Annotated in this window: 27 protein-coding genes and 2 tRNA genes; 9 read left to right on the forward strand and 20 right to left on the reverse strand. The window is 51.8% G+C overall.

Going from position 1 to position 22,727, the window contains the following annotated elements:
* Positions 1-5: 5 nt before the first annotated feature.
* The 4 genes from M8010_RS12365 to M8010_RS12380 are packed head-to-tail and all read left to right on the forward strand — an operon-like array spanning position 6 to position 5,526.
* Positions 6-1,280, forward strand: coding sequence for an MksB family condensin complex protein (locus tag M8010_RS12365; protein ID WP_250091617.1), 1,275 nt, complete (start codon positions 6-8; stop codon positions 1,278-1,280).
* Entirely contained in the window at positions 1,273-1,866 is a 594-nt protein-coding gene (locus M8010_RS12370) for a condensin complex protein MksE (RefSeq protein WP_250091618.1), read from the forward strand. Before M8010_RS12365 ends, M8010_RS12370 begins: the two co-directional genes overlap by 8 nt.
* Positions 1,863-4,634 (forward strand): Mks condensin complex protein MksF, encoded by a 2,772-nt coding sequence (locus M8010_RS12375; protein ID WP_250091620.1) that lies wholly within the window; start codon positions 1,863-1,865, stop codon positions 4,632-4,634. The genes M8010_RS12370 and M8010_RS12375 overlap by 4 nt, the downstream gene beginning before the upstream one ends.
* A gap of 34 nt (positions 4,635-4,668) precedes the next feature.
* Positions 4,669-5,526: a DUF7281 domain-containing protein gene (locus M8010_RS12380; protein ID WP_250091622.1), complete on the forward strand. Its 858-nt coding sequence runs from the start codon at positions 4,669-4,671 to the stop codon at positions 5,524-5,526.
* Positions 5,527-5,946: 420 nt separating this feature from the next.
* Here the strand turns inward: M8010_RS12380 and M8010_RS12385 are convergent, their stop codons facing one another.
* Positions 5,947-6,135, reverse strand: coding sequence for a GFA family protein (locus M8010_RS12385; protein ID WP_250091837.1), 189 nt, complete (start codon positions 6,133-6,135; stop codon positions 5,947-5,949).
* Between the two features lie 79 nt (positions 6,136-6,214).
* Here M8010_RS12385 and M8010_RS12390 point away from each other — a divergent pair, with 79 nt between their 5' ends.
* Positions 6,215-6,805: a LysE family translocator gene (locus M8010_RS12390; RefSeq protein ID WP_250091838.1), complete on the forward strand. Its 591-nt coding sequence runs from the start codon at positions 6,215-6,217 to the stop codon at positions 6,803-6,805.
* On the opposite strand, the gene M8010_RS12395 is transcribed toward M8010_RS12390, so the two are convergent.
* The 18 genes from M8010_RS12395 to M8010_RS12475 form a co-directional block, all read right to left on the reverse strand.
* Positions 6,764-7,621: an AraC family transcriptional regulator gene (locus M8010_RS12395; RefSeq protein ID WP_250091624.1), complete on the reverse strand. Its 858-nt coding sequence runs from the start codon at positions 7,619-7,621 to the stop codon at positions 6,764-6,766. The genes M8010_RS12390 and M8010_RS12395 overlap by 42 nt on opposite strands.
* Positions 7,622-7,710: 89 nt before the next feature.
* A complete protein-coding gene (locus M8010_RS12400; RefSeq protein WP_250091625.1) occupies positions 7,711-8,544 on the reverse strand; it encodes a PhzF family phenazine biosynthesis protein in 834 nt (277 codons plus the stop codon).
* 92 nt (positions 8,545-8,636) lie between these two features.
* Positions 8,637-9,056, reverse strand: coding sequence for a GFA family protein (locus M8010_RS20140; RefSeq protein WP_502846217.1), 420 nt, complete (start codon positions 9,054-9,056; stop codon positions 8,637-8,639).
* A gap of 101 nt (positions 9,057-9,157) precedes the next feature.
* Positions 9,158-9,646, reverse strand: a complete 489-nt coding sequence (locus tag M8010_RS12405; protein WP_250091626.1) for a hypothetical protein — start codon at positions 9,644-9,646, stop codon at positions 9,158-9,160.
* Between the two features lie 32 nt (positions 9,647-9,678).
* On the reverse strand, positions 9,679-10,005 hold the full coding sequence (locus tag M8010_RS12410) for an antibiotic biosynthesis monooxygenase (RefSeq protein WP_250091628.1): 327 nt from the start codon (positions 10,003-10,005) through the stop codon (positions 9,679-9,681).
* 33 nt (positions 10,006-10,038) lie between these two features.
* Complete coding sequence (locus M8010_RS12415; RefSeq protein WP_250091629.1) at positions 10,039-10,449, reverse strand: hypothetical protein; 411 nt, start codon at positions 10,447-10,449, stop codon at positions 10,039-10,041.
* 95 nt (positions 10,450-10,544) lie between these two features.
* Entirely contained in the window at positions 10,545-10,850 is a 306-nt protein-coding gene (locus M8010_RS12420) for an NIPSNAP family protein (RefSeq protein WP_250091631.1), read from the reverse strand.
* 107 nt (positions 10,851-10,957) lie between these two features.
* Positions 10,958-11,218: a DUF3303 domain-containing protein gene (locus tag M8010_RS12425; RefSeq protein ID WP_349666107.1), complete on the reverse strand. Its 261-nt coding sequence runs from the start codon at positions 11,216-11,218 to the stop codon at positions 10,958-10,960.
* An 87-nt stretch (positions 11,219-11,305) separates the two neighbouring features.
* Positions 11,306-11,623, reverse strand: a complete 318-nt coding sequence (locus M8010_RS12430) for an antibiotic biosynthesis monooxygenase family protein (protein ID WP_250091632.1) — start codon at positions 11,621-11,623, stop codon at positions 11,306-11,308.
* A 91-nt stretch (positions 11,624-11,714) separates the two neighbouring features.
* Positions 11,715-12,392, reverse strand: coding sequence for a class I SAM-dependent methyltransferase (locus M8010_RS12435; protein WP_250091634.1), 678 nt, complete (start codon positions 12,390-12,392; stop codon positions 11,715-11,717).
* Between the two features lie 110 nt (positions 12,393-12,502).
* Positions 12,503-12,868 carry a cupin domain-containing protein gene (locus M8010_RS12440; protein ID WP_250091635.1) on the reverse strand — a complete coding sequence of 122 codons (366 nt, stop codon included), beginning with the start codon at positions 12,866-12,868 and terminating at the stop codon, positions 12,503-12,505.
* Positions 12,869-12,980: 112 nt separating this feature from the next.
* Positions 12,981-13,379: a GFA family protein gene (locus M8010_RS12445; protein WP_284048088.1), complete on the reverse strand. Its 399-nt coding sequence runs from the start codon at positions 13,377-13,379 to the stop codon at positions 12,981-12,983.
* 465 nt (positions 13,380-13,844) lie between these two features.
* The gene (locus M8010_RS12450) at positions 13,845-15,053 is read right to left on the reverse strand and encodes a VRR-NUC domain-containing protein (protein ID WP_250091637.1); all 1,209 of its coding nucleotides are present in this window, start codon (positions 15,051-15,053) and stop codon (positions 13,845-13,847) included.
* 88 nt (positions 15,054-15,141) lie between these two features.
* Positions 15,142-15,972, reverse strand: coding sequence for an abortive infection family protein (locus M8010_RS12455; protein ID WP_250091638.1), 831 nt, complete (start codon positions 15,970-15,972; stop codon positions 15,142-15,144).
* 108 nt (positions 15,973-16,080) lie between these two features.
* A complete protein-coding gene (locus tag M8010_RS12460; RefSeq protein WP_250091640.1) occupies positions 16,081-16,608 on the reverse strand; it encodes a hypothetical protein in 528 nt (175 codons plus the stop codon).
* Between the two features lie 100 nt (positions 16,609-16,708).
* Positions 16,709-17,662 carry a restriction endonuclease gene (locus M8010_RS12465; protein ID WP_250091642.1) on the reverse strand — a complete coding sequence of 318 codons (954 nt, stop codon included), beginning with the start codon at positions 17,660-17,662 and terminating at the stop codon, positions 16,709-16,711.
* A 612-nt stretch (positions 17,663-18,274) separates the two neighbouring features.
* Positions 18,275-18,348, reverse strand: a tRNA-Cys gene (locus M8010_RS12470).
* A 66-nt stretch (positions 18,349-18,414) separates the two neighbouring features.
* Positions 18,415-18,490, reverse strand: a tRNA-Gly gene (locus M8010_RS12475).
* Positions 18,491-18,672: 182 nt separating this feature from the next.
* On the opposite strand from M8010_RS12475, the gene M8010_RS12480 reads away from it, so the two are divergent.
* The 4 genes from M8010_RS12480 to M8010_RS12495 are packed head-to-tail and all read left to right on the forward strand — an operon-like array spanning position 18,673 to position 22,156.
* Positions 18,673-19,797, forward strand: coding sequence for an ABC transporter permease (locus M8010_RS12480; RefSeq protein WP_250091643.1), 1,125 nt, complete (start codon positions 18,673-18,675; stop codon positions 19,795-19,797).
* Positions 19,794-20,600, forward strand: coding sequence for an ABC transporter ATP-binding protein (locus M8010_RS12485; RefSeq protein ID WP_250091645.1), 807 nt, complete (start codon positions 19,794-19,796; stop codon positions 20,598-20,600). Before M8010_RS12480 ends, M8010_RS12485 begins: the two co-directional genes overlap by 4 nt.
* Positions 20,601-20,618: 18 nt before the next feature.
* Positions 20,619-21,557 (forward strand): MlaD family protein, encoded by a 939-nt coding sequence (locus M8010_RS12490; protein WP_250091646.1) that lies wholly within the window; start codon positions 20,619-20,621, stop codon positions 21,555-21,557.
* Positions 21,554-22,156, forward strand: a complete 603-nt coding sequence (locus M8010_RS12495) for an ABC-type transport auxiliary lipoprotein family protein (RefSeq protein WP_250091648.1) — start codon at positions 21,554-21,556, stop codon at positions 22,154-22,156. Before M8010_RS12490 ends, M8010_RS12495 begins: the two co-directional genes overlap by 4 nt.
* 6 nt (positions 22,157-22,162) lie before the next feature.
* Here M8010_RS12495 and pgsA read toward each other — a convergent pair whose 3' ends face one another.
* Positions 22,163-22,720, reverse strand: a complete 558-nt coding sequence (gene pgsA / locus M8010_RS12500; RefSeq protein WP_250091650.1) for a CDP-diacylglycerol--glycerol-3-phosphate 3-phosphatidyltransferase — start codon at positions 22,718-22,720, stop codon at positions 22,163-22,165.
* Positions 22,721-22,727: the final 7 nt, after the last annotated feature.

Consider the following 22,727-nt stretch of genomic DNA (forward strand, 5'->3'; position numbering starts at 1 on the left):
GCACCATGGCTAGCCCAAAACACCTCACTCGGACACTTTTTGAGCACTGGGAAACTGCCGAGGCATTGGTCCGGGCCACCCGGGAAATGCCGGCTTTCTCCGAGGAACAGGTTCTTTCTGCAATTCGTCAGGCTCAGCCCGCCCTTGACGACGTTCAAGTTGGAGATGCCCTACGCAAGCTTGTTACAAGTGGCGTGCTGGAGGTTCAGAGTCGTTCTGAAAGCTTTGTGGTCAATGCCCATGTGCTTGAGTTTGTGCGTGGCCTGACGCATGAACACGAACTGGGGCTGTCTTCAGTCATTCAGGTGCGCATCGAAGCGATTCGTGGCGCGACAGAGACTCTCACCGCCGGCATCGAAGCCGGAGATACCGGCCAGCAGACTCAGGCAATTAACCGACTATCTACCCTGTTCAGAGATATTGCCCGCCAGCTTGAGCAGGACCGCCATGCGATTGCCGAGCTGGCCGAGCAAGCAAAATCAGCAGACACCCGGGCCCCAATAGCAAAACGCTACAAGTCCGTCCTCGACGCCTACGATCAGTATGTTGAGCCGATGAACGAGATGATGGATTCCGGACCTTCCGGGATTTTCTACCACCACCTCGCTGCAGCGGAAGACGCCCTCGACCTGGGCTACAATCGCCTGGTCACCAAAGGTGCGCTCTACAGCCACCTCAACCGCCTCCGGCACGTTGGTTATCAGGCCAAGGAACTGCGACGGCTGGGGCGAATCACGGCTCAGCAATGTGCACATATTCTATTGCCGCTGCGAGAAGAAGCACGCCAGCATAACAATCTTTCCTCAGCCATCAGCCGATTGCTGGGGCAGGTTCGCAAAAAAGGGCTCAACCGCACCTTTCGCAAACGCCAGGATCAGCCCTGGCTGCCTGTGTGGCGCGTGAATCAGGGTCGCAGTGTGTCTGTAGGCGACGAGGTCAAAACAATCATGGCCGACGCCAGGAAGTTTGAGCCGATTGAACGGGAGTTCCCGGACGAAGTGGATGCAGCGCCTATAACCATTGCCGAGTGGATCGACGAAGACCAGCTCCGGCGACAGTTGTTGAATGAGCTCCCGGTCAGCAACTTGCTTGAGTGGCTGCAGCAGCACTACCCCGCCCTGCCTGACCAGGTTCTTCTGCGGCTTTACCATGACCTGGCACGTGAGGATCAATGGGAATTGGAGCTCGAAGAGCGGCCCACAACATCCACCCTTTCCCGGGTTTCAGTGCATTACTGGCCCTATCGTCTAACGCAACCGATGAGCAAAACCCGTGAGTAATTCCAGCCAATTCCAGCAAATCGCCAGCAACCTGCCGAATCTGGCCCTGCTTTTTCGTTGGTTCAACCGGGGCCGGCACCTCAACCGGATTGCGGAACCGGTGTTATGGGAAGAGCTTGAACGCAACCTCGACGACTATACGGCGATTTTTACCGCATTGGGTTCTGAACTTCGCCTGGATGGCCGAGGCTTTGCCTGGTTCCATCAGGACGATGGCAGCAGCAATACCAACAAGGCCACCCGGCAACTGGCCCTGTTGTTCATGGTCATCTTTGATACACAGGCCGACGCCGGCATTCCTCTGATGAAATTCGAGCATTGGAGAATCGACCAAACCTTGCTGACAACGGTTTTTCAGCAACATCAGGACTTGCTGGAAGCCGAGGAGCTGGATCTCGCAGGCCTGGCAGGCCTGATGAAAACCGCCGAAAACTTCGGCTTTGCCCGTTTCGATGCTGGGGCCTGGCAGTTGTTGCCGGCGGTGTGTCGTTACCTGGACCATTACGAAGAACTGGCGACCAAGGTGGATCAGGATGAAGATGTGTCCTGGGCGCGCGATCAGGACGACGAGGATACTTCCCTATGAGTTCCGATTACGGATTTCAACAGCTGGTGCTTCTCAACAGCGCCGGATACGAGCGCGCAGAGCTTCCTCTGGATGAATCAGTTTCTCTCATCGCCCCCAACAATACTGGCAAGACCAGCTTGATCAATGCTCTGCAATACCTGCTGATTATCGACAAGCGGCACCTGGATTTTGGTGCCCACGACAAAGACAAAGCGAGACGTTTCTATTTCCCATCCAACAGCAGTTATATCCTGCTGGAAGTCACTTTGCCTGAATCCGGCACTGTGGTGCTAGGGTGTGTGGGCAAAGGATTTAGCCATGACTACGACTATTTTGCCTATCAGGGCCCTCTGCATATCGAGGAATACAGGCTGGACAATGGCAAGCTGGTGACCCAACCCCAGTTGCTGGAGCAACTGGCTCACCACGGGCGAACGGCCAAATTCTACTCGTCGACTGAGTTTGCCGAGATGGTCTACGGCGGTGCACGCAAGCGGGGACAGACCAGCTCCGAGTTTACGGTGTTCCGGCTGGAGAACCGCAAGGACGCAAACGCTTACCGTCAGGTTCTTACCCGGACCCTGCGCCTGGACAGACTCAGTTCCGGCGAAGTAAAACGCCACCTGCTGCAGATCTTCAGCCGTCAGTTGCCGGACTCCGTGGTGGATTTCAAACAGGAATGGGACAAAGCCTTCGCCGAGGTGAACCAGGACCGGGAGCAATATCGGGCCGCCAAAAACCAGCAAACACAGATTGACGAACTCGAACGCCAGCAGGACGAGCGACTCGCCACCAGAGGCCGAATCATTGCCCGCCGACCACTCATCGACGATGGCCTGCAACGCTGGCAGAACCATTACCATACAGAAAGCGAAAGCCTTCAGCATCAGCTTGGGAAATTGCAGAAGCAGGAAGCAGAACTGCTTCAGAGGGACAGGGAACAGACCCGCCGCCAGAGTGAACTCGATCGGCAGCTGGAGGCAATAAACAAGGACGAGCAGCGACGTAAAGAACTGGAGAACCGGTTCGCGCTGGTCAATGACCGCAGCCAGCTTGAGCAGCAACTTGCCAGCGCTACCGCAGAACGCGACCGGCAGATTGCCTTACTCACCAATGTCCATGGGCAATCTGCTGCCGCCACTGACAATCAACTCCTGCGCGAGCAACAGGAACTATCAGCACTGCGCAAGGAACATGAAACGCTCTCGGACAATCTTTATCTCACACTTAAACAACACCTCTCCGAAGAGCAGCTCAGTACCCTCAACCGAGGGCTCAACCGCCAGCTTCTTACCCTGGCCCCTGAAGACTATCAACTGGATTCCGGTCAGCTTCGACAATGGCTACAGGCAATGCGCGAAGACCGGTTTGAACTAACCGGGCTAAATCTGTCTGTTGAACATCAGGTGCCGCAGTATGAGCAGCGATCAGACGACGAGATTGTCCAACTGATTCAGGATTGCCAGGGCCGACTCCGGCAATTGCAGGAACAGAAGGCCGCCACCGAGCAATTGGATACCCAGAAGAAGCGCAAGGAAGAACTGGAGCAGGAAGTAAAAAGCCTGGAAAAAGATCTGGAACAGTTTGACGAGCTGGCTCAACTTCAGAAATCGCGACCGGATCGCCTGAAAGCGATGGAGGCAGCCAATCAGGAGCTGGCAGAGATAGAGCACGCCCAAAAACAGGCGGGTGCCCGGCAACAGGCGCTCAGGGAGCAAATCCAGGGTGTCGCCAAACAGCGGCAGGCACTGGATACTGCTCACCAGGAGATAGATCGTATCCGCCAGAACCGGGGCGACAGCGACGATCAGTTCAACTGGCTAGCTGAGCTGCCCCACACACCATGGATGGGTGATCCTGAGCTACCGCTCGACCAGCTCGCCCAAACATTGCGGGACTATCAGCGGGATTGTCACCAATTGAAGGACCTGGACCAGGATCTGCATCACCGACGCATTACCCTGCACAGCGGCGGCCTGACCAAGTTCCAGTATGCCCCAAACCCGGAAGAGGAAATCCGGTTGATGGTAGAATTTCGCCATCATCTGGCCCGGGAAGCAGAAGCACTGGAAAAGAAAGCCCGCAGTGCCGTCGTCACTGTGACGGCCAGCCTCCGGGATCTTCGCGGCAACCTGCGGTCATTCGAGAATGCCATGCATGAATTCAACCGACTGATCAGCCGCAGAAAACTTTCCGACCTCAAGGTATTTCGCATTCAACCGGTTCATGAAAGTCATCTGGTAGAAGCCATCGACCTGCTGATCCAGACAGCAGAGAAAGTGGAGTCCGGTGAATCCTTCGAGCTGTTCAATCAAACCAGCGTACTGGACGACCGTCAGCTGGACCACGCGCGCCAGTTACTGATTGATGAAGGTGGCGCCCGCCACGGGCTGAAGGTCGCCGATTTGTTTCGCCTCATGTTCGAGCTCGGCAAAGAAAATCAGGATATAGAAAGCTTTGACGACATCGATAGTGCAGCTTCCAACGGCACCGTGCTCATGGCCAAGTTGGTGACCGGTCTTGCCATGCTTCACCTGATGCAAGACAAGAGCCGTAATGTTCAAGCCCTTTGCTACTTGGATGAAGCCCTCGCCCTGGACGCGGCCAACCAGAGAAGCCTGATTAAAACGGCTTCCGAATTTGGTTTCGCGCTAATGTTCGCTTCCCCTTCACCGTTAATTACCGCTCATTACTGCGTCCCTATCCAACAGATGAGCAACGGCAAAAACCACATCAGCCGCAAGCACTGGCAGATTCTGCAGCCGCTCGAAGCTGTCGAGGCATGAGCTCCCCCTGATGAATAGGTCACTCAGAGAAGCATTGATCAAACTTGAGGACTCCGGCGGAGAATGCCTTGGATCACGGTTCACCCCCTCACAGAAGCGGGTGCTTGATGAGTTCCTTCGCAGAACTGCATGTGTTACCAAGCTGCGTCAGGGCAATGGCTTCGTTTATCGCATCAGCAACTCACCGGTTTTTGAGCAGCACCTTCGGGAGTTTCGACCCGATGCAGATTCAGCCAACCAGGCGCACCCAGTTCGGGCACAAAACCTCGCATTTACCCGATCCACCAAAGGTCGAAAGAATTTGCACGAGGCTTCTTACCGTCTTTTGAAAGCAACAATACGAGGCGTAACCTGGCAATGTGACGGAGAAGCACTCGATCTATGGCACCTGACATGCATCGCCGGTGCCCTCGCCATCGATATCAGCCAGATGGATGCGTCCCTGGCCACAGACAGTACCTTATGGCTGGTTGAAAATCAGGGCCTGCTGGACGATACCAGCTGGGTGCCCGATGGCCTGCATGGGTCTGTGCTTTATTATCAGGGCCAGGTCAGCGAACGGCTGGTAGAGTGGTTACGCGGGAAAAAACGAAGTCCACGGATTCTTATCTTTCCAGACTATGATGGCGTCGGCCTGGAGAATTACGCTCGTCTGCGTAAAGCGCTTGGTGAAGACATCGAACTATGGCTAATGCCTGACTGGAAACGAAAACTGGAACGCTATGGCAATTCTGAGGTATGGCGAAATAATCTTAAATATGTTGCCAATGCCGAGAAAAATTTATATTTGGATCAGGAACCGGAGGAGGTCCTCAAGCTTATTGATACCCTGAAGCTGAGCGGTAAAGCGTTAGAGCAAGAGGCTGTCTTTCTGATCACAACAGACAGCTAATCAAGCGTGTTCAAGATGCTCTGCGCATTCAGTTATTCGCTCTTCCGCCACGTATTGAAGCGGATAATATCGCGAGGCGCTGGAAGAGGACAACTGAGCAAAAAAGCAAGGTTTAACCTTGATCTGATCAATGTGTAGTAATTAACCGACCCTCAAGCCTCGACCAGCATATGGCGAGGCTTTTTTATTATCAGGTGCCAATCACTGTTCTTGAAACCATAGTCTGGCCGAAACGTCCACATTATGGCGACATAAGTCGGCAGTTCTGGCAACGCTTTCATTGGAAAGCGGACCTTTGTGCTGCCCCTAGATGGGCTATTAGGAGTGCCTGGATAGTGTTCCAAGCAGCAAATTGCTCGGTGAAATGATCTATTTTTTCGAACAGCCCCAATCCCGTAGCTGCGACTTGTTATCGCTGTCTTAGTCGTACTTTGAATGCTGAGGCAAATCATCCGTAATCTCGAACCACGGAGCCTTACTGCCCACGAATACATGACGCCTTGGTTTTACCCCGGGGTCGGTGTCGAGTGTTCCGAGCGGAAAACCATAGACCTCGGGATTGGCATCAAACTTGGTGTAGAGGCTGGAACCGCAATTCGAGCAAATCACCGCAATTTTGTTCAATACGTCGCGCCAGCGCTATCGCAAACTCCAAGAGAAGTTAATCAACAAAGAGAAAAAAATGACAATCTCATTGATTCTACCAATGATGGCATTTGCCCTTGCAGCGTCTATCTCACCCGGCCCGGTAAATTTGGTGTGCCTAAGCAGCGGCGCCCGTTACCCCCTTTCCAAAGGCCTTATCTTCGTTACAGGCGCATCCCTGGGCTTTATTGCTCTTTTCCTTGCTATCGGTCTGGGGCTGTATTCAGTGCTGACGGTGGTGCCTGGATTCGATTCACTCTTGAGATGGACAGGCATCGCATTTTTGCTTTATCTGAGTGTTCAGCTCTTTCGCGATAACGGACACCTGCCTACTGGTGAGCAGCAGAAGCCACCGGGTTTCATAACCGGCACTGTCATGCAATGGCTCAATCCTAAGGCCTGGCTTGCGTCCGCTTCGGGGATTGGAGCTTACACAAGTGGTCATGACTTAACTGAGATCATCCTTTTTGCAGCGCTTTACTTGCCTATCTGCTGGTTATCACTGAGTTGTTGGGTTTACGCTGGCGCTTTTCTCCGTCGTTACATTCATGAGCCAAAAGTGCTGATCACCCTCAACCGAGGACTCGCCCTGTTACTCGCCGCAAGTTGTGTCTTTCTGCTGATTGAGCAGTGACTGTCGGTACTGCTTTGGTGTGGCCGCCAGTAGTTTCTTGAAGGTGCGCTGAAAATGCGGCTGATCCGCAAAGCCTAAATCGACTGATGTATCAGCTATAGGTTTGCCACGTTTCAACTCCCGTTGTCCGCATTGGACCCGATGATTGATCAGATAAGCGTGTGGAGTGAGACCGAAGTAATGCTTAAACGAGCGGATCAAATGCCCGGGACTGTATCCAGAACGTTCGCACAACGTGTCTAAGGACACCTCCAATGCCGAGTTAGCCTTCAAATAATCAGCCAGCGCTTGCAAGGTATCGGGCGTTTTCGGTGGCGGCGGAGCCGCCTGGCCTGACAGCTCAAACATCAGGGCAGTCAGGTATTCCACAGTAACCGTTTGCTTCTCTAACAACTCTCGCTCGGAATCCAGCAAACACTCCGCCATCCGACAGTATCCCGTGTACCACTCGGGATCAGATAAGGTGGCTGTCGCGATATCCTGCCAACGAGGAGTGTCCAGAAGGCCCGCCTCATACCGCAGACTGGTCAACCAATCCGAGTCGATATAAAGCATCAGGTAACTCCAGGGCTTATTATCGATCGGGTTGCAGGCGTGAACCCAGTCAGGGTTCATAATGACCAGGGTACCTGCACTGACCTGAAACTGATCGTGCCGGTAGAGAAACGTGCTTTGCCCCTCGGTTATAGCGCCCAAAGACCATTGAGTATGGCTGTGGGGGGCATAACAGACCTTCCTCCCGTCATCGACTTTCCGAAGTTCCACATGAGGCATGCGCCAATCACGCCAAAACACGGGTTTGCTGGGATCATTCATGGCTTACACAGTCTGGTTGTTGCTTGAATGCCAATGCAATGCAGTGGCGACGAAAAAGATAATCAGGCCTGAAATGCGGCCTGGACCAGTCAAAGGGTAATTTCACCCTGAATAACATCCACAACCTGGCCGCCCACCCAGACAGTGTTTGACGTTTGACTGAGGTGAACCCGCCCAGCGCGTTGCATAACCGTTCCTTGCGCGGCGGTGTAGGGCGAGCTTACCAAGCCAGCAGCCATGAGCCATTGTGCCAGGCTCGCATTCAGGCTGCCTGTTACCGGATCTTCGTATCCACCTCTCCCGATAAATGCTCGAACCTCGACTGTCGCGTCAGCCCCAGAACGATGAGGGCCGACGACGCCAAGGTTAAACGGCAAAAGGGTGGCCCAATCCGGTTTGATCGAAAGCACTCTCTCAGCGGAATCAAGCATTACTGCGCACCAGCCCGGGCCGTTATCCACCCATTGATGGTGCGCTATGTCAGCGACCGAGAGCCCAAGTCCTCTGGCAATCTGCGCGAGGTCACCCTTGGCGATGGGCCCGGAACGAATCAATGGTGGCGCTGAAAATTCGAGCCGAACATCGTTTCTTCTGATACTCACTAACCCCACACCGCATTGCTGCAGAATGCGATCCGCCTTGATGGGCGCCCCGCCGGCCATCAACCAGACATGACAGGAGCCTAGCGTGGGGTGCCCGGCAAAGGGCAATTCTCCCTGGGGTGTGAAAATGCGCACGCAGTAGTCTGCGTCCAGATGTGTCGGTTTCAGGAGAAACGTCGTTTCCGAAAGGTTTGTCCAGCGTGCAAGCGCGAACATTTGATCCTCACTGAGGTCGTCCGCATCATGAACCACTGCCAGCGGGTTGCCGTTTAGGGGGCTGGCTGAAAATACGTTCACTTGGGAAAATCGATAGGTTGGCATAGTAGAGCTTTCCTTTCAGCACCCGTGTCTAGCGGCGCCCACGTAGCGCAGCGAAATGGACGTCCAGTGGAGGGCCGAAAGCCTGGAACGTACTACAACAATTTATTAAGTGATTCCAGACTCTCAAGTCCGCCGTCGAACCGAACGCAAGCCGTCGATTCCTGCTCCCATGGGGCAGCGGACGTCGTGTGAAGATGAACAGAAATCCGCGATGTAACCAATTCATCAAGCAAACCGGCTGGAATCCAGACCATCTTGGTACCATGCAAATTATTCGGAATCGGACTCCCACAAACTCCACAAAAGTCGCTTCGGAACCCGCTTGGCTTTTGGTAAGACCGGATCTCACCTTGGCCTGACACCCAGCGAAAGCTATCACTCTGCACAAAAGTTGCGGCATTAGCCGCAGCCCCGGTGACTTTGCGGCAGAGCGAACAGTGACATTGATAGAGATTCCGTATTTCCCCGTCAATTTCGAATTTCACGCTTCCGCAGAGACATTCACCTTGCATTGATCAACCTTTTGACACCTGACCGAGAGCACACCGGTCGCCTTTACAGAGCGAAGCGGCGTAAAGGGCATCCGCGTGACGCGTTTTGGTCAAACCTGACATCAGGATCCACCTGACTTAACCAGCCGCACCGCGACATCGGTATGGAGCGATTCATTTTCACTCTCGTGACGGTAACCAAACAGGTTTACCCATTGGCCTTTCTCCAGCAATAGCTGCCCTTGGCCCGAGCTATTCCCGTTACGTGTGGTGTACGTGCCAGCGTAACTGAATTCGAATTTGCCGGATGAGTCTTTGACTCGATTGAATTCATACCCGACTGAAATTTCGTGGGTCGAGACGAATCCCTTATCTTCGGGGGACACAGCGACCTTCAGAATACTCGACTCCTCCAGAAAAGCCGTTAACAAATCGGATGGAGAACCATCAAGGCTGGCCGCCTCGCATTCACAGTATCGGACTTCCAAGACCAATTGTTTACTTCCGATGTAGTCGTCAGGATCCGCTTTTCCAGCCAGTGTAAGCCCGGAGAAAACAAACAAAGCGGACAGAATTAACTGGGAAATAGTTTTTGGTGTCATCCATGGCATACAACCTCCTGCTTTCTGGTTTTAGCACCCGCCTACCTCCGCTGCGCAGGCGAAAACTGATGTTCGATGACCTCATAGTGCTGTACTGAGAGGTCAGGCTCAAGCTCGTATACCGCATCCTCCGGGTACAAGCGAGCCCGAGAAATGTCGTTGCCAGCAAACGCCTTGATTGACTCCATCTTGTCCCAGTACGTGATGAGGGTAAGCTCCACCTTGCCGGCCACAGTGCGATGGAAAATCTGGGCGCCGAGAAAGCCGGGGGTTTCGGAGGAGTCCTTAATGCCAGTCTCATAGAGATAGGCCGTGAACCCCTTGCTGTGAGGTTCAGGTACCCGACATTTCCATTCCCTGGCGATCATCACTCAATGCTCTCCCTGTACTACAGCGCCTTATTAATTGGTAATCTCAATGTACCACTTGGGCTTGATACGCCCGAAATCTTGACGAACGTTTGATCGCAGAGCCCTTTTGGAGTCCAGCACCATGGCTTGACCGCCTTCTCTGACGAACAGCACCCAATGCCAGAATGGTTTGCCATACTCCATTCTCCACTTGATGGCCAAAAGTGCTTTATCGGGTAAACGTTCCCACGACTCAAATGGTGTCTCTGTTGGAGAAACCGATACGCCGCAATCACGCAAGAGCTTTCGAACGTACTCTGTGTCCGACCAAAGCGAAGTGTCAGAGGCAGAAATACCTAGTGCACTGGCTCTATTTTTGGCTTCGCCATAGCTGAGACCGGCGAGCGCAGCAGATGCGGCAATACCGCAACCTGTTGCTTCTTCTTGGATGACGACTTCCATATTTTACCTATTAACGCCAGCAATAAACGGCGCCCTGACAAGGGCGTCCGGTGGGGGCCGTAGGCCGGAACTAATTTGATCGCCTTGTTACAAGCCTACTCGAAAACCGGCCTCATAAAACTGCGCTCACAGCTTAGTACACAACGAGTTTCTTCGGCGTATTTGAAGGCAGCTTGGCAATCCGAGTCTTTGAACGAAGCCTCACGATATTTTTCATAGGTTGCCAGCGACTCGAACGTGAATAACGCGATGGCGATATTGTTGGCCCCCTCGGATGGCAAGAAATACCCATGATGTTGACCACCGAATTTCTCGACCAAGGGTATCCACATTTTCGAGTAGCGCTCGAACTCGGCGGCTTTGTAGGGATCTATAACGTACTTTAGATAGCAGGTAACCACTTGAACTCCCTTTCAGTTGGACTTGTAACGCTGTGCATAAACAGCGCCCGACTAGGGCGTCTGGTGGAGGCGGCAGGCGGTAACGAATTTAATGCATGGTAAGCATTTTATTGACTCTGAGACGAGTCATCTATAGGCACAATGTTAAATTCAACCAGGTCGTTCCAGTGGCTAGACCATATGCTAAACAATTGAAAATCGGTGGTTTCCATCAGCTGATAGCAAATTCCGAGCTCATTGTTTACCCATGAGTTCACATAGTGAAGCCCCGACGGCAGCATGCGTCCTTTCCTGCTAAGCCTCTCGTAAACTGCCTTCACACAGCCGGGCTTGAAGCGCTCGATTACCATGTATTGCTTCATGGGCATGAGTCCGTGTCACAGCTTAATTCTGGTAAAGTCGGCGGGCCGGCAGAGGCGTCCGATGGGCGCCGCAGGCCGGAACGAACTGATTGGTCATATGCCGTAATCACGCTCCACCCTCGCGACACGAACCCGAAAGCTGGAGTACCACTTTTGATGGCCTAATCGCTGAGCTTCCTGATGCTCTGCGTTTCTTTTCCAATTGGTGATGCATTCCAAGCTTTCCCAGTACGATACCGTGATACCCAAATCCTCTCTGGCAGACTCAACACCCAGGAATCCAGGCTGGGTTGCAGCCAACTCTACCATCCGCTCAGCCATTACCCCGTAACCATTGTCTCCTTCTGTACGATGACTGCTAAAAATGACTGCGTAGTAAGGCGGTTCAGGAGTCTTGGCTATTTCTGACATAGATCCCTCTAGGCATTTAACACCGTCAGCCTATGCGGCTGTCGAAATGGAAGCGAAGCCCCAATGGCAGGCGTCGCCGTGACTGACTTCGTTATACAGACTTCGCCACCAACATTTCTGTAGCACCTTTTTGAAACCGGTAGCTGACCGGCTGCAACGAGACATCAATACCATTTGCGGATAATGCCGCCATGACCTGATCCAAATGCTTCGAGGTAGCTCCGTCCAGCGATACAACAGGAAAGACGCGGACCTCAGACGCAACTCTGCATAGCTCCCGCATTGATGCCAGGTGAGCCGCCCCATCTACATGGTCACTGTAGAGAAAAAGGTAGTGGGAGCAGAGCGCTAAATCGAACTCGGAGTCAGGGAATGGCAGCGTAGGCAACGATGCTGATACATACCGCCCTTGCCGGCAACCAGCATCAAAGTCGGACAGGAACCTCGACATGGCCTTCATCCGGATCTCGCCAAGCCGCTCGACGCTACCCAGTGACTCCCAGATATAGTTGTTCGCTCCCTGATTCATCTTAGCCATGATTTCCGGGTACACATCTTCAATCCGGCGGCGTATTTCATCAGCCTGAAATTGATACACCGGGTCACAAGACGTAACTTGGTGCCCACGGTCTGTTGCCTCTACATTGAAGCTCGCGAGGCCATCACCACAACCAAGAATTCGATGGTTGAGGTCGCCATACGACAATCCGAACATTTCCTGGTATTCGGCAAAAGACCGACCCCATGGGACTACGTTAGCTAACTCCAAATCTGACCCTCCCTAGTCTCTATAACGAATGAAATAAGTGGCAACCGGACAGGGACGTTCGGTGGACGGCTGTCGGGCCGGAACCGAACTTAATTGCCTTTTTGACTGGCCTAGACCCAAACATCGCCTTCTGCTGTCTGGCTACCGGATTCGTCGCCAGTGTTAACCACTCCTCGTGGTTCGATCAGTAAGACTTTTGCTTCACTCTCCGCATAAGGCTTATGTTCAACCCCCTTCGAAACAACGAACATTTCGCCCTCCGATAGATCCACATGCCCATCCCTGAAATCAATTCTCAGACTACCCTCAAGCACAATAAATGTTTCGTCCGTATCTTTGTGGTCATGCCACACAAAGTCGCCCTCAATTTTGACGACCTTGAACTGGTAGTCATTCATCTCGGCAATGACCTTTGGTGACCACTGTTCATCGAACAGGCCGAACTTGTTTTTGAAATTGACGGCTTGATAGCTCATGGGAACCCCTTTTCAGTAACAGTTAGCGACAGCCAGCATGCGCGGCTATACAGAATGGAGGCGAAGCCGCAATGTAGTAGACGCAACTGTGCCTGGCCTTGTTATCACTGCTTCACGGATTCTCGGAATACTGAGGCAGGTCGTCGGTTATTTGAAACCACGGGGCTTTGTTTTTCACGAATACGTGACGGTCTGCACGGACTCCCGGATCGCTATCAAGGGTGCCGAATGGAAAAGCATAGAACTCAGGATTCGAGTCGAATTTTGTGTAAATACTCGATCCACATGTGGAGCAGAAAACTTTATGCTCGCCCGGCGACGACTCATAGAATTTTAGTAGATCCTGACCGTCGACGATGCTCCAATCGCTGGCCTGCACTTTGGCGCGTGTTCTAAAGGCCGAGGCGTGAAGTTTTCGGCACATTGAGCAATGGCAATTAATGACCTCGGTGAGTCGCCCATGCACCTCGTACCGGACCCCGCCGCAAAGACAACTACCCGACAACGCCATTGGTCTACCTCCCTTTGTGATAATAGCAATTGGACTGAGATCGCAGCGATTGCACAAACTTGACCGCTTTATGATTAGGTTCTTTTGAAACGATACCGCTTAACCCAATAAGAATGTAAATCAGTAGCTTAGACCACCGCTCAAACTTTTGCCACGCGATCATTTTACCTTGGTGTTTTGTGCACACCGTAATTCCGCGGCAGGAAAAGTTCGCTTTGTGGTCATGGCCTTGAAATCTAGTCTGGTCGGAATGGCGACATTTGAGGAGTTCTGACTGCGGAACCATTGGAAAGCGGACCTTTTTTCCGGGCCGGTAGCTGCATCGTCATATCGTGACCAGCTGTTGAAGACATAAAATGGCAGTTCGGTCGCAAAGCGAACCGTGAGATGGTGCGGTAACGCCACGCTTTTCGTCAATTTTGGAACCACGAAGATTTAGAAAAATTGTCCTGCAAAAATAAATAGTTACGCTTTGCCAACTTTAAAAATTGTTGCATTAAACCCCATGTGGGCATGATTACCCAACAGCCAATTTTTCTGGTCTTCACTCAGCTTGTCGTTCTTTGACTTAACTTCAACGAATCGTATCTCATCGTCATTGTGAACCAACAAATCAGGCCATCCGCAAAAATTGCCCCAATAATCCATAGATAGGTAATGGAGCACCTTTTTTAAGTTTTCCAAGCCGAGTGCGCGCATTACTTCTTTCGCTTTTGAAACGTCACTATCACGGTGCGCCCAAAGATATTGCCTAAAGTCAGAACTATGACCAAGCCAATAATCGAATAGCCATTCAGGATCGTCTAATTCACTTATGTGCCAATTTACCAAATCTTTTTGTCTTTCGTAGTACGATTTACTTCCGAAGTCATCTGGAAGAATGGTAGATATAGGGCCTTCATCCGACCTACCGCTATCAAAATCGTTTCTGCTTCCAAACCGGACGAATCGACCTTTCTCATCCCCAACATCTTGGATAACAAGAAACATGAAAATACCGAACAAAACGTGAAAGGGCACACTCTCAACATGCATTACACTGTATCCGAGACTTTTAAAATAACGAGATGCAAACTCTTCTACAGTGACGAGTTCGTTGTCGTCCCGAATAGCGACTTTACTCTCTTCAGTTTTAACGTGCTCGGCATTGACGAGAACAAATTCGGTGTTCGTTTGAGATATAACTTCAGACTGAGATAGCTCGTTGTATTGATATTTAGGGGAAATTTCATGAAGACTTTTCATTTCTTCAATAACTTGCTTTTCTATAAGCGTCCGTTCCTCCGTAAAGCTAAACTCAGATAGGCCATAGTCGTTCGGATCAATCTCTGGATGGGAATCGTAGAATCTCTTGGTGGTCTCAAAACATATCTCTCGCCAGTAGTACCTAGCTATCTTCGATGTTGCCCCATGCATAGGAGCTTTCGGAGCAGCTTCGGGCTTCTCTCCTCTGCATTCCGGACACGTATTATCCTGGAATCCAAGTGTGACGGGCACCCTCACTCTGGAACCATACCAGGAACCAAATTTAAGCTGGTGAGGCAAGAACCGCTCGCCGTGCTCCCTATCACAGGTGCACATCATCACCTCTTTACAGAACTCGCACTGGTATTTACGAATCAAGTCATATTGATTCAGGCATTTCAAATATGGATGCGTGCAATTCTTATTCATAACTTATTCATAGAGCCTAGGCAGAGCCGCCGGTTTAGAGACGTACCGCGCCGGGAAAGTGGTGGACTTTCCCCGGCGCAACGCTTTGTTATGGCTTTTTCCTCTCAAGATTATCCAGCATAAGCTCTGAAATCGTGCCTATGAACTCAACTGCTGCTTTTGCTTCAGCTGGCCTCAAATCGGGCACCCAAGGACGACCATGCCCGGTACCTTGTTTGTTCCTAAGGTTGTTAATTGAGCATGCGGTTTCATAGAGTGAACGCTCCATCCTACAGCGCTGATGCTCCCCTTGTGCAGGGATCTGCTCTGGAGTAGCCATTTCAAGCGCAATAAATGCCTGCCCGAGAAGGCTTGGAAAGTTGGCCGTAGACGGATAGCTGCCCCATAATTCCTGAATTACATGAGCAGCTACCGCTTCCATTAAATCTTTACTTGTTCCTACTGCGAGCGCCGCGTCTTCGATACCTTTTTTTGCACGATTTACATAACCACGCAAAGCCTGGCTAAGATTTCGGCCTGAGAGGCTATCAAGTGCAACAGGGGACATCGATCCATCTTCGCCCAATACAACACCTTCTGGACGTAAAGCCGCACTTAAATCGGCAATAGCGTCAGCCCCAACGAAGTTAGGTGAGGAATTCCGAAATCCACCGCAGCTTTTAACTGAGGAGATTATTCCAGCGGCCAATTTCTCTGCTTTGGCTATTTCGTTCTCTATCGCCCAATTTAGTACTGTGCGCAGCCTTTTGGCTTTGCCCACAGGTGAACCATCTTTATTTGGATCGACACGGTGTAATGCAGCTCTGTTAAGTTGGAATTCAATATCTGAATGACTTGGATCACGCCTATCTTTTTGCGCGTCGTCAACGAGACGCGCCAAAGAGTAAATGATCGTGTCGTTTACAGGGATTCTATCCATTTCATCCTATCTTCCATTTTCGGCAAGCCATATCGCCAGTGGTAATGGCGTGCCAACGGAGCGCAGCGTATATAGCGCCCCGTTGACCATCTTGTTAAGTCCTTTTACTCAAGGCTCGATGCCAACCTCTTCGGGATTCTTAACTAAATGTGCCATGGCGGCACTAACAGCAAAGGAAAATCCAACTGCAAAAATTACGACTACAAAGTTAGCGACGCTAAACCACGGTGACACCGATTCTTCGAGAGTAAGCCAAAATACCAACCCGGCGCAGCTCATGAAGATAGCAAGAAATGCTATCATAAGAACAACAAACGCTTCCGGCGCAACCTTTCCTTTAGATGCTACGGCTCCCTTTACTAAGCTGAACATGGCAATACCGGAAACGATCATAGCGGCCATTGGCAGTTCGGGAGTCGTCAGAAATTTCAAAATTGATCCATTCAATCCGTGTGCAATTGAATAAAGCACGAAAGGAAAGAAAACGAAGGCGATCTCACCACCCGCATTTCGATAAGCCCATGTTTTGTTTTTAGAATGCCCCTTAGATTTTCCGAACATCATTGCAAAAATCATCGCAAACAAAACCAATGTAAGATTAAAAGACCAAAAAAGCGGGCTCGTAACATAGATCAACTTCTACCTCTCCTTTTTTACTTAAAGCCGGGCTTACGCGCCGGTTTGGAGCCGCCAAACAACGGAAAATCGGTCGTCGTGCAGCCAATTAAATGAACATTTACCCTTGGTACATCTCGCTGATAAATTCATCTCTAGCAAAACCTATTCGATACCGATCCATATATGGCTCGTAATACTCTTTGTGATCCAAGTGAAAGTGATCACTAATTTGCCAGCATGGTACATATCTTATATCCCAATGCGTAATAAACCACATTCCTTCCCCATCAGAATACAGACCCATACCATCATTGAGGTATTCATCAATTTCTTGGGGAGAGGCAACGTCACCTTCTTTGTCGCGAGGGTATAAATAATCGGCGAACACGGTGAAGTTTTCATGCTTGTTATCAAAGTAAACGGCTCTCGGCCTAATAAAGTGTCTGTTCCAGTTGTCTCCTTCAGGCAACTTTACGCTCTCTAATCGCCTTACAATTTCCTCAACATCTTTTAGCTCTGGAAAGGTGTTAGCGGTTCTCGATCCCAGATACAAAAAGTAGTCCTTGTAATTGGCCGCCCAAAAAGAAGGGGTATGTGTGTTGTATATTTTCCATTTAAAGTTTTCGGCACTTTTAGGGAAGAACAGGCTAATGAGGGGGAAGGTGGAAGGCGTATTAAGCCGTTTTTCAATCTCTACACCATCCAAATACTTAGTCAACACTCTCCCGTTCCCGTTGATTTCTTCTAGACGCCTAACAACTGTTGAAGAGGGTTGAGTTGAACAGGCTAGAAGAAAACCTTGGGCATCAACAGCCGCACATGCATCTGTTACATCAGCAACATCTTGGAGTCCAACAGATTTTCCAGAATTTGCATAATGCTTACAGCTTACCAGCCATTTTCTGTTGAACGGAGCTAGATGCCCCTCAGCTTTCTCAGTTACAACAAGATCACGACCTGCATCGGGTCCTACGCCAGTCCAATGTACTTCAAATCCACTTCGGATAAATAGCTCTCGAACCAATTGCTCAAACTTCGTACCGTTCGATGGAAGTTCCGAAAAATCGATCATAATTTCCCTTTTGGGGGATTGGTCTAAAAGTAAATTGGTTTGAATTCCGGCTATACTGCAGTTGCCGCCACTGAACTGTGACCATCCTAAAAAGTAGATCGTGATGCTATCATTAAGCTACCAAACCAGTCATTTCTGAAGCAGCGACTTTCTTCTGTGTGACAATGCGCCTCAGCTTATCTGAAACTAGATGAGACCACATATGTAAACGTTTGTCAAAAAAACTAGAAAAAACAATGCGTTGAAGATCTGGATCGGGATAAATGCGCCTGGCCTCCACGGGTTCAACGAGACCTCCAAGCATTGAATCGATGCATTCTGCCCTTGTAACTATGTGTTTATTCAGAATCTACTTGGGCAAATTGCTGCTTGTAAAGCACTATTTTGGACCGCGAAAAAGGTCCGCTTTGTGGTCATAGCAAAGAAGTTGGGTCAGAGACGGGCAAACTATTGTGTAAAACGGCGGCCAAATTATATGGTGAACTGATCAATGACTCGCCCAGAGGCAACTCGACGAGGCGGATAATACTTTGGGTTTAATTTGGGTTTAATTTGGGTCAGGAATGCAACTAAAATCGATGGACGTAAAATGTTGATTTTAATCGGTAAAAATGGAGGCGCGGGTCGGAATCGAACCGGCGTTAACGGAGTTGCAGTCCGCTGCATAACCACTCTGCCACCGCGCCGGTAAAAGCTCGAAGGGGATTCGATACTTTTATGCTCTCAGGTGGGCATTGAGAGACTGTGTTAATTGGAGCGGGAAACGAGATTCGAACTCGCGACCCCAACCTTGGCAAGGTTGTGCTCTACCAACTGAGCTATTCCCGCTTGATCAACGAGGGCGTATTCTACGGATTCGTCCGTTTGCGTCAACCACTTTTTTCAACTTTATGTTTTAGCTCAGGTTCTTGATTATTTTTCACCCAAGGATCGGAAGCCCAATGGTAGAATCCCAGCTAGTATCACGGACACACCACAAGATTGACTGAAAACGGGCACAGGAACCTCGGATGTCATCACCCGGCCAGCTCGCCTATGAAGCGGATCGCCTCGTCGTTAACGGCGACTGGACGCTGCCGAATTATGCCAGGCTTAAAAAGGAAGTGTTTGCCGCCCTCGCCTCACAGAAATCCGGGGGCCAATCTCCGGACCTCACGGCAATTGAAGCACTGGACACAGCAGGAGCCTCCCTGTTGGCTGATCTTCTGGGTGCTAAAAGATTGGTGGAGCTGACTGACGAAGAGTCGGGACTTCCGACTGAGCGGCGGGACCTTTTGCGCCTGGTGGGCGAAGCTCTTTCCAGCCCGAATGAGGAATTACCTCGCCGCGGGTCAGCTGTCGTCGCTTTTCTCGCGCAAGTTGGACGTCAGGTTGCCGATTACTGGGCGCAGCAACGTTTGCTGATGGGTTTCACCGGGCAGATCCTCGCGACGTTGGGCGCTATTCTGCCCACCCCCTGGCGTTGGCGCATGACGTCATTGGTTGCACACATTCACCAGACCGGGCTAAACGCTCTGCCGATTGTGGCCCTGCTTACCTTTCTGGTGGGTGCGGTAGTCGCGTTTCTGGGTGCCACCGTTCTGGATCAGTTTGGCGCAACCATCTATACCGTCAACCTGGTGGCGTTTTCCTTTCTGCGGGAGTTTGGTGTGCTGCTGGCAGCCATCCTGCTGGCAGGCAGAACGGCAAGCGCTTTCACGGCACAGCTTGGGTCGATGAAAGCGAATGAGGAGATTGATGCCCTCAGAACTTTCGGTCTCAGCCCGATTGAACTTCTGGTTATTCCACGTGTGCTGGCAATGGTTATCTCCCTGCCCATACTGACCTTTGTCGGTATGATCAGCGGCATCATTGGCGGTTCAGTGGTGTGTCTAACGGTACTGGATATTTCCATCCCACAGATTATTAACATTCTGGAGAACGATGTGGGCCCAATTCACTTCCTGGTCGGGCTTGGTAAGGCCCCGGTATTTGCCTTTGTTATCGCAGTGATCGGCTGCCTTGAGGGTTTTAAGGCCAGCGGCAGCGCGGAATCCGTCGGTGAGCACACCACTTCCGCCGTGGTACAGTCAATCTTTATGGTAATCCTGCTGGACTCCATAGCTGCAATTTTCTTCATGGAGATGGGTTGGTGAATCAACAGGCCTCGCAACAGGATGTGGTTATCAGGGTCCGGGAGCTTAATAACCGGTTTGGGGCTAACGAGGTCCACACGAATCTTGATCTTGAGCTCTATCGCCGGGAAATACTGGGTGTGGTGGGCGGATCGGGAACCGGTAAGTCGGTGCTGTTACGCAGTATTGTTGGACTACACGAGCCCCATTCAGGAGTCATTGAGGTCTTCGGCCACGAGTTGCGGGCACTCTCTGCGGACCAGCGATCCCGGGTTGAGCGGCGCTTCGGCGTGCTATTCCAGGGTGGCGCCCTCTTTACGTCGCTGACTCTACAGGAAAACGTTGCACTGCCGCTGATCGAACACGCCAGGCTCTCCAGAGAGGACGCGGAGTATCTCGCAAGGGTAAAGCTGGCACTGGTGGGCCTGCCTGCGAATGCATCTACCATGGTGCCTGCGCAGCTGTCCGGTGGCATGGTAAAACGGGCATCACTGGCACGAGCGATTGCACTGGATCCAGAGATTCTGTTTCTTGATGAGCCCACGGCAGGTCTTGACCCGATCGGTGCAGCGGCATTTGACCGGCTGATCGTTACGCTGCGTGATGCCTTGGGCTTCAGTGTGTTTCTGGTGACTCATGATCTGGATACGCTATACAGCACCTGCGATCGGGTGGCGGTATTATCGAACAAACGGGTGTTGGTTGAAGGTCCACTGGAGACCGTCGAAAACACCGATGACCCCTGGATCCGTGACTATTTCCACGGTCCGCGAGGCCGGGCTGCAAACCGGTCGCGATTGGTAACTGGCGGAGAAGTCGGATGAATCAGGAGTATTGCTGAGATGGAACCCAAAGCACACCATGTCCTGATCGGGCTGTTTACGTTGCTATTCCTGGCCAGCGCTCTGGTTTTCGCGCTGTGGTTGGCCAAAACCGGCACCGACCGTGAGTATGCCTGGTATGAAGTGGTTTTTGATCGGGGCGTGAGTGGGCTGTCCGAGGGGAGCCCGGTCAAATACAGCGGGATAGAGGTGGGCGATGTGTCCGCGCTGAGGCTGGACCCAAAAGATCCCCGCAATGTGAGAGCACTTATACGCGTTTACAGTGACGTTCCGATCAAGGAAGATACCCGGGCCGGTCTCGCCCTGACCAACATAACCGGAAGTATGAGCATTGAACTCAAAGGCGGAACACCGGATAGCCGGACACTGGAAGGCAATCGAAATTCTCCACCTACCATTGAGGCAGAACCCTCTGCACTTAGTACAATCATGCAAACCAGTGAAGAGCTTTTTGCCAAACTGGACCTGGTTCTGACAAACGCCAATGCAATGGTCTCTCCGGAGAATGCACGCAACCTGACGCGCAGCCTCGATAATATCAGGACCCTGTCATCCGGCCTTCTGGAACAGCGGGAAGAGCTCAGCAGACTGGTGGCCAGTTTCGATCAACTCAGTGGTCAGACTGAAAACACACTGGAAACGTTCCGCCGCTTCGGCGAAACCGCGAATTCCATGCTTGATAACGAAGGCCGACAGCTCTTTTCCACCGCACAAAACGCCATGAACTCTCTGGAGGCAGCAACCACCCGCCTGGAAGAGCTTACCGCCAGGAATGAGGGCGCTCTGGACCAGGGCATGCAGGGTGCCGCTGAACTGGCTCCCGCGATGCGGGAGTTGCGCAACACCCTGCGCAGCCTTAATAGTGTGATCTACCGATTCGAAGACGACCCAGCCGGCCTGTTGCTGGGTCGCGACCCAATCCAGGAGTTTAACCCGTGACAATCGCATTAACACGTTTACTGATTGCCACCGCGACGACAATGGCGCTGGCCGGCTGCACCGTGTTTCCGGACCCGCCGGCCCATCAGATTTTTCAGTTACCGGAACCAACAGCACCAGAGACCACTGCCGAACCCATCGATAGTATTTTACGTGTATCCACACCTCTGGCGGTGGCGCCCATTGACAGCCCCCGCATTCTGGTCAAACCGACTCCTCACGAAATCCGTGCCTATCAGGGTTCCCGCTGGAGCAACCGGGCGCCGGTACTTGTTGGTACGTATCTGCTCGAGGCATTCCGAGTGGACGGGCGGGTGGCAACGGTGGTGACCGATACCAGCGCAGTTCAGAGTGACCTTACACTGACAGGCGATCTCACCCGGTTCCAGGCCGAGTATAAACATGGGAAACCGGTTATCCATCTGGAACTGAACATGCAGCTGATTGACGAGCGCAGCCGAAAACCCGTTGCAAGCAAACGATTCGAAACCAGCCAACTGGCGGGCGGAGAATCTATCGAAAGTGTGGTGGAGGCTTTCGGGCAGGCCAGCGATGAACTGGCCAGGCAAGTGATTGACTGGGCGGTGGCTCAGATCTGAGGGGTGTCAGCCTGTATCTTTTTCAGGAAACAGGTCAGGCCAGGCAGCCTTGAGATAGAGAATCATTGACCAGAAAGTCAGCACTGCAGCCACGTACAGAAGCACTGTTCCGACATAGGTCCAGACCACGCCCGGCGGAAACGCCAGAAGCATGATAATGGCTACCATCTGTGCCGTGGTTTTGATTTTTCCGATGTAGGACACCGCTACGCTTGCCCGGCTTCCGATTTCCGCCATCCATTCCCGCAATGCAGAAATCACGATTTCCCGACCGATAATCACCGTGGCCGGAATGGTGAGAATAAAGCTGGCATGGGACTCGATCAGCACTGTCAGCGCAACAGCCACCATCAACTTGTCCGCCACCGGGTCCAGGAAAGCGCCAAAAGGCGTGCTCTGGTCCAGTTTCCTTGCCAGATAGCCGTCCAGCCAATCAGTAGCCGCTGCGAGGCCGAAAATACCCGCGCTGACCAGATAGCTCCATTGAGCGGGCAGGTAGTAGATGATCACAAAAACCGGAATCATCAGGATGCGGGAAAGTGTGAGGATATTCGGTAGATTCATGCTGTCC

Source organism: Marinobacter sp. ATCH36, assembly GCF_023555055.1.
Lineage (GTDB): Bacteria > Pseudomonadota > Gammaproteobacteria > Pseudomonadales > Oleiphilaceae > Marinobacter.

Coding starts and splice junctions, on each gene's coding strand:
- M8010_RS12365 (WP_250091617.1), top strand. CDS start 6: ATGGCTAGCCCAAAACACCTCACTCGGACACTTTTTGAGCACTGGGAA.
- M8010_RS12375 (WP_250091620.1), top strand. CDS start 1,863: ATGAGTTCCGATTACGGATTTCAACAGCTGGTGCTTCTCAACAGCGCC.
- M8010_RS12395 (WP_250091624.1), bottom strand. CDS start 7,621: ATGAATGATCCCAGCAAACCCGTGTTTTGGCGTGATTGGCGCATGCCT.
- M8010_RS12400 (WP_250091625.1), bottom strand. CDS start 8,544: ATGCCAACCTATCGATTTTCCCAAGTGAACGTATTTTCAGCCAGCCCC.
- M8010_RS20140 (WP_502846217.1), bottom strand. CDS start 9,056: ATGCAAGGTGAATGTCTCTGCGGAAGCGTGAAATTCGAAATTGACGGG.
- M8010_RS12405 (WP_250091626.1), bottom strand. CDS start 9,646: ATGCCATGGATGACACCAAAAACTATTTCCCAGTTAATTCTGTCCGCT.
- M8010_RS12410 (WP_250091628.1), bottom strand. CDS start 10,005: ATGATCGCCAGGGAATGGAAATGTCGGGTACCTGAACCTCACAGCAAG.
- M8010_RS12415 (WP_250091629.1), bottom strand. CDS start 10,449: ATGGAAGTCGTCATCCAAGAAGAAGCAACAGGTTGCGGTATTGCCGCA.
- M8010_RS12425 (WP_349666107.1), bottom strand. CDS start 11,218: ATGCCCATGAAGCAATACATGGTAATCGAGCGCTTCAAGCCCGGCTGT.
- M8010_RS12430 (WP_250091632.1), bottom strand. CDS start 11,623: ATGTCAGAAATAGCCAAGACTCCTGAACCGCCTTACTACGCAGTCATT.
- M8010_RS12440 (WP_250091635.1), bottom strand. CDS start 12,868: ATGAGCTATCAAGCCGTCAATTTCAAAAACAAGTTCGGCCTGTTCGAT.
- M8010_RS12445 (WP_284048088.1), bottom strand. CDS start 13,379: ATGGCGTTGTCGGGTAGTTGTCTTTGCGGCGGGGTCCGGTACGAGGTG.
- M8010_RS12450 (WP_250091637.1), bottom strand. CDS start 15,053: ATGAATAAGAATTGCACGCATCCATATTTGAAATGCCTGAATCAATAT.
- M8010_RS12455 (WP_250091638.1), bottom strand. CDS start 15,972: ATGGATAGAATCCCTGTAAACGACACGATCATTTACTCTTTGGCGCGT.
- M8010_RS12465 (WP_250091642.1), bottom strand. CDS start 17,662: ATGATCGATTTTTCGGAACTTCCATCGAACGGTACGAAGTTTGAGCAA.
- M8010_RS12480 (WP_250091643.1), top strand. CDS start 18,673: ATGTCATCACCCGGCCAGCTCGCCTATGAAGCGGATCGCCTCGTCGTT.
- M8010_RS12490 (WP_250091646.1), top strand. CDS start 20,619: ATGGAACCCAAAGCACACCATGTCCTGATCGGGCTGTTTACGTTGCTA.
- pgsA (WP_250091650.1), bottom strand. CDS start 22,720: ATGAATCTACCGAATATCCTCACACTTTCCCGCATCCTGATGATTCCG.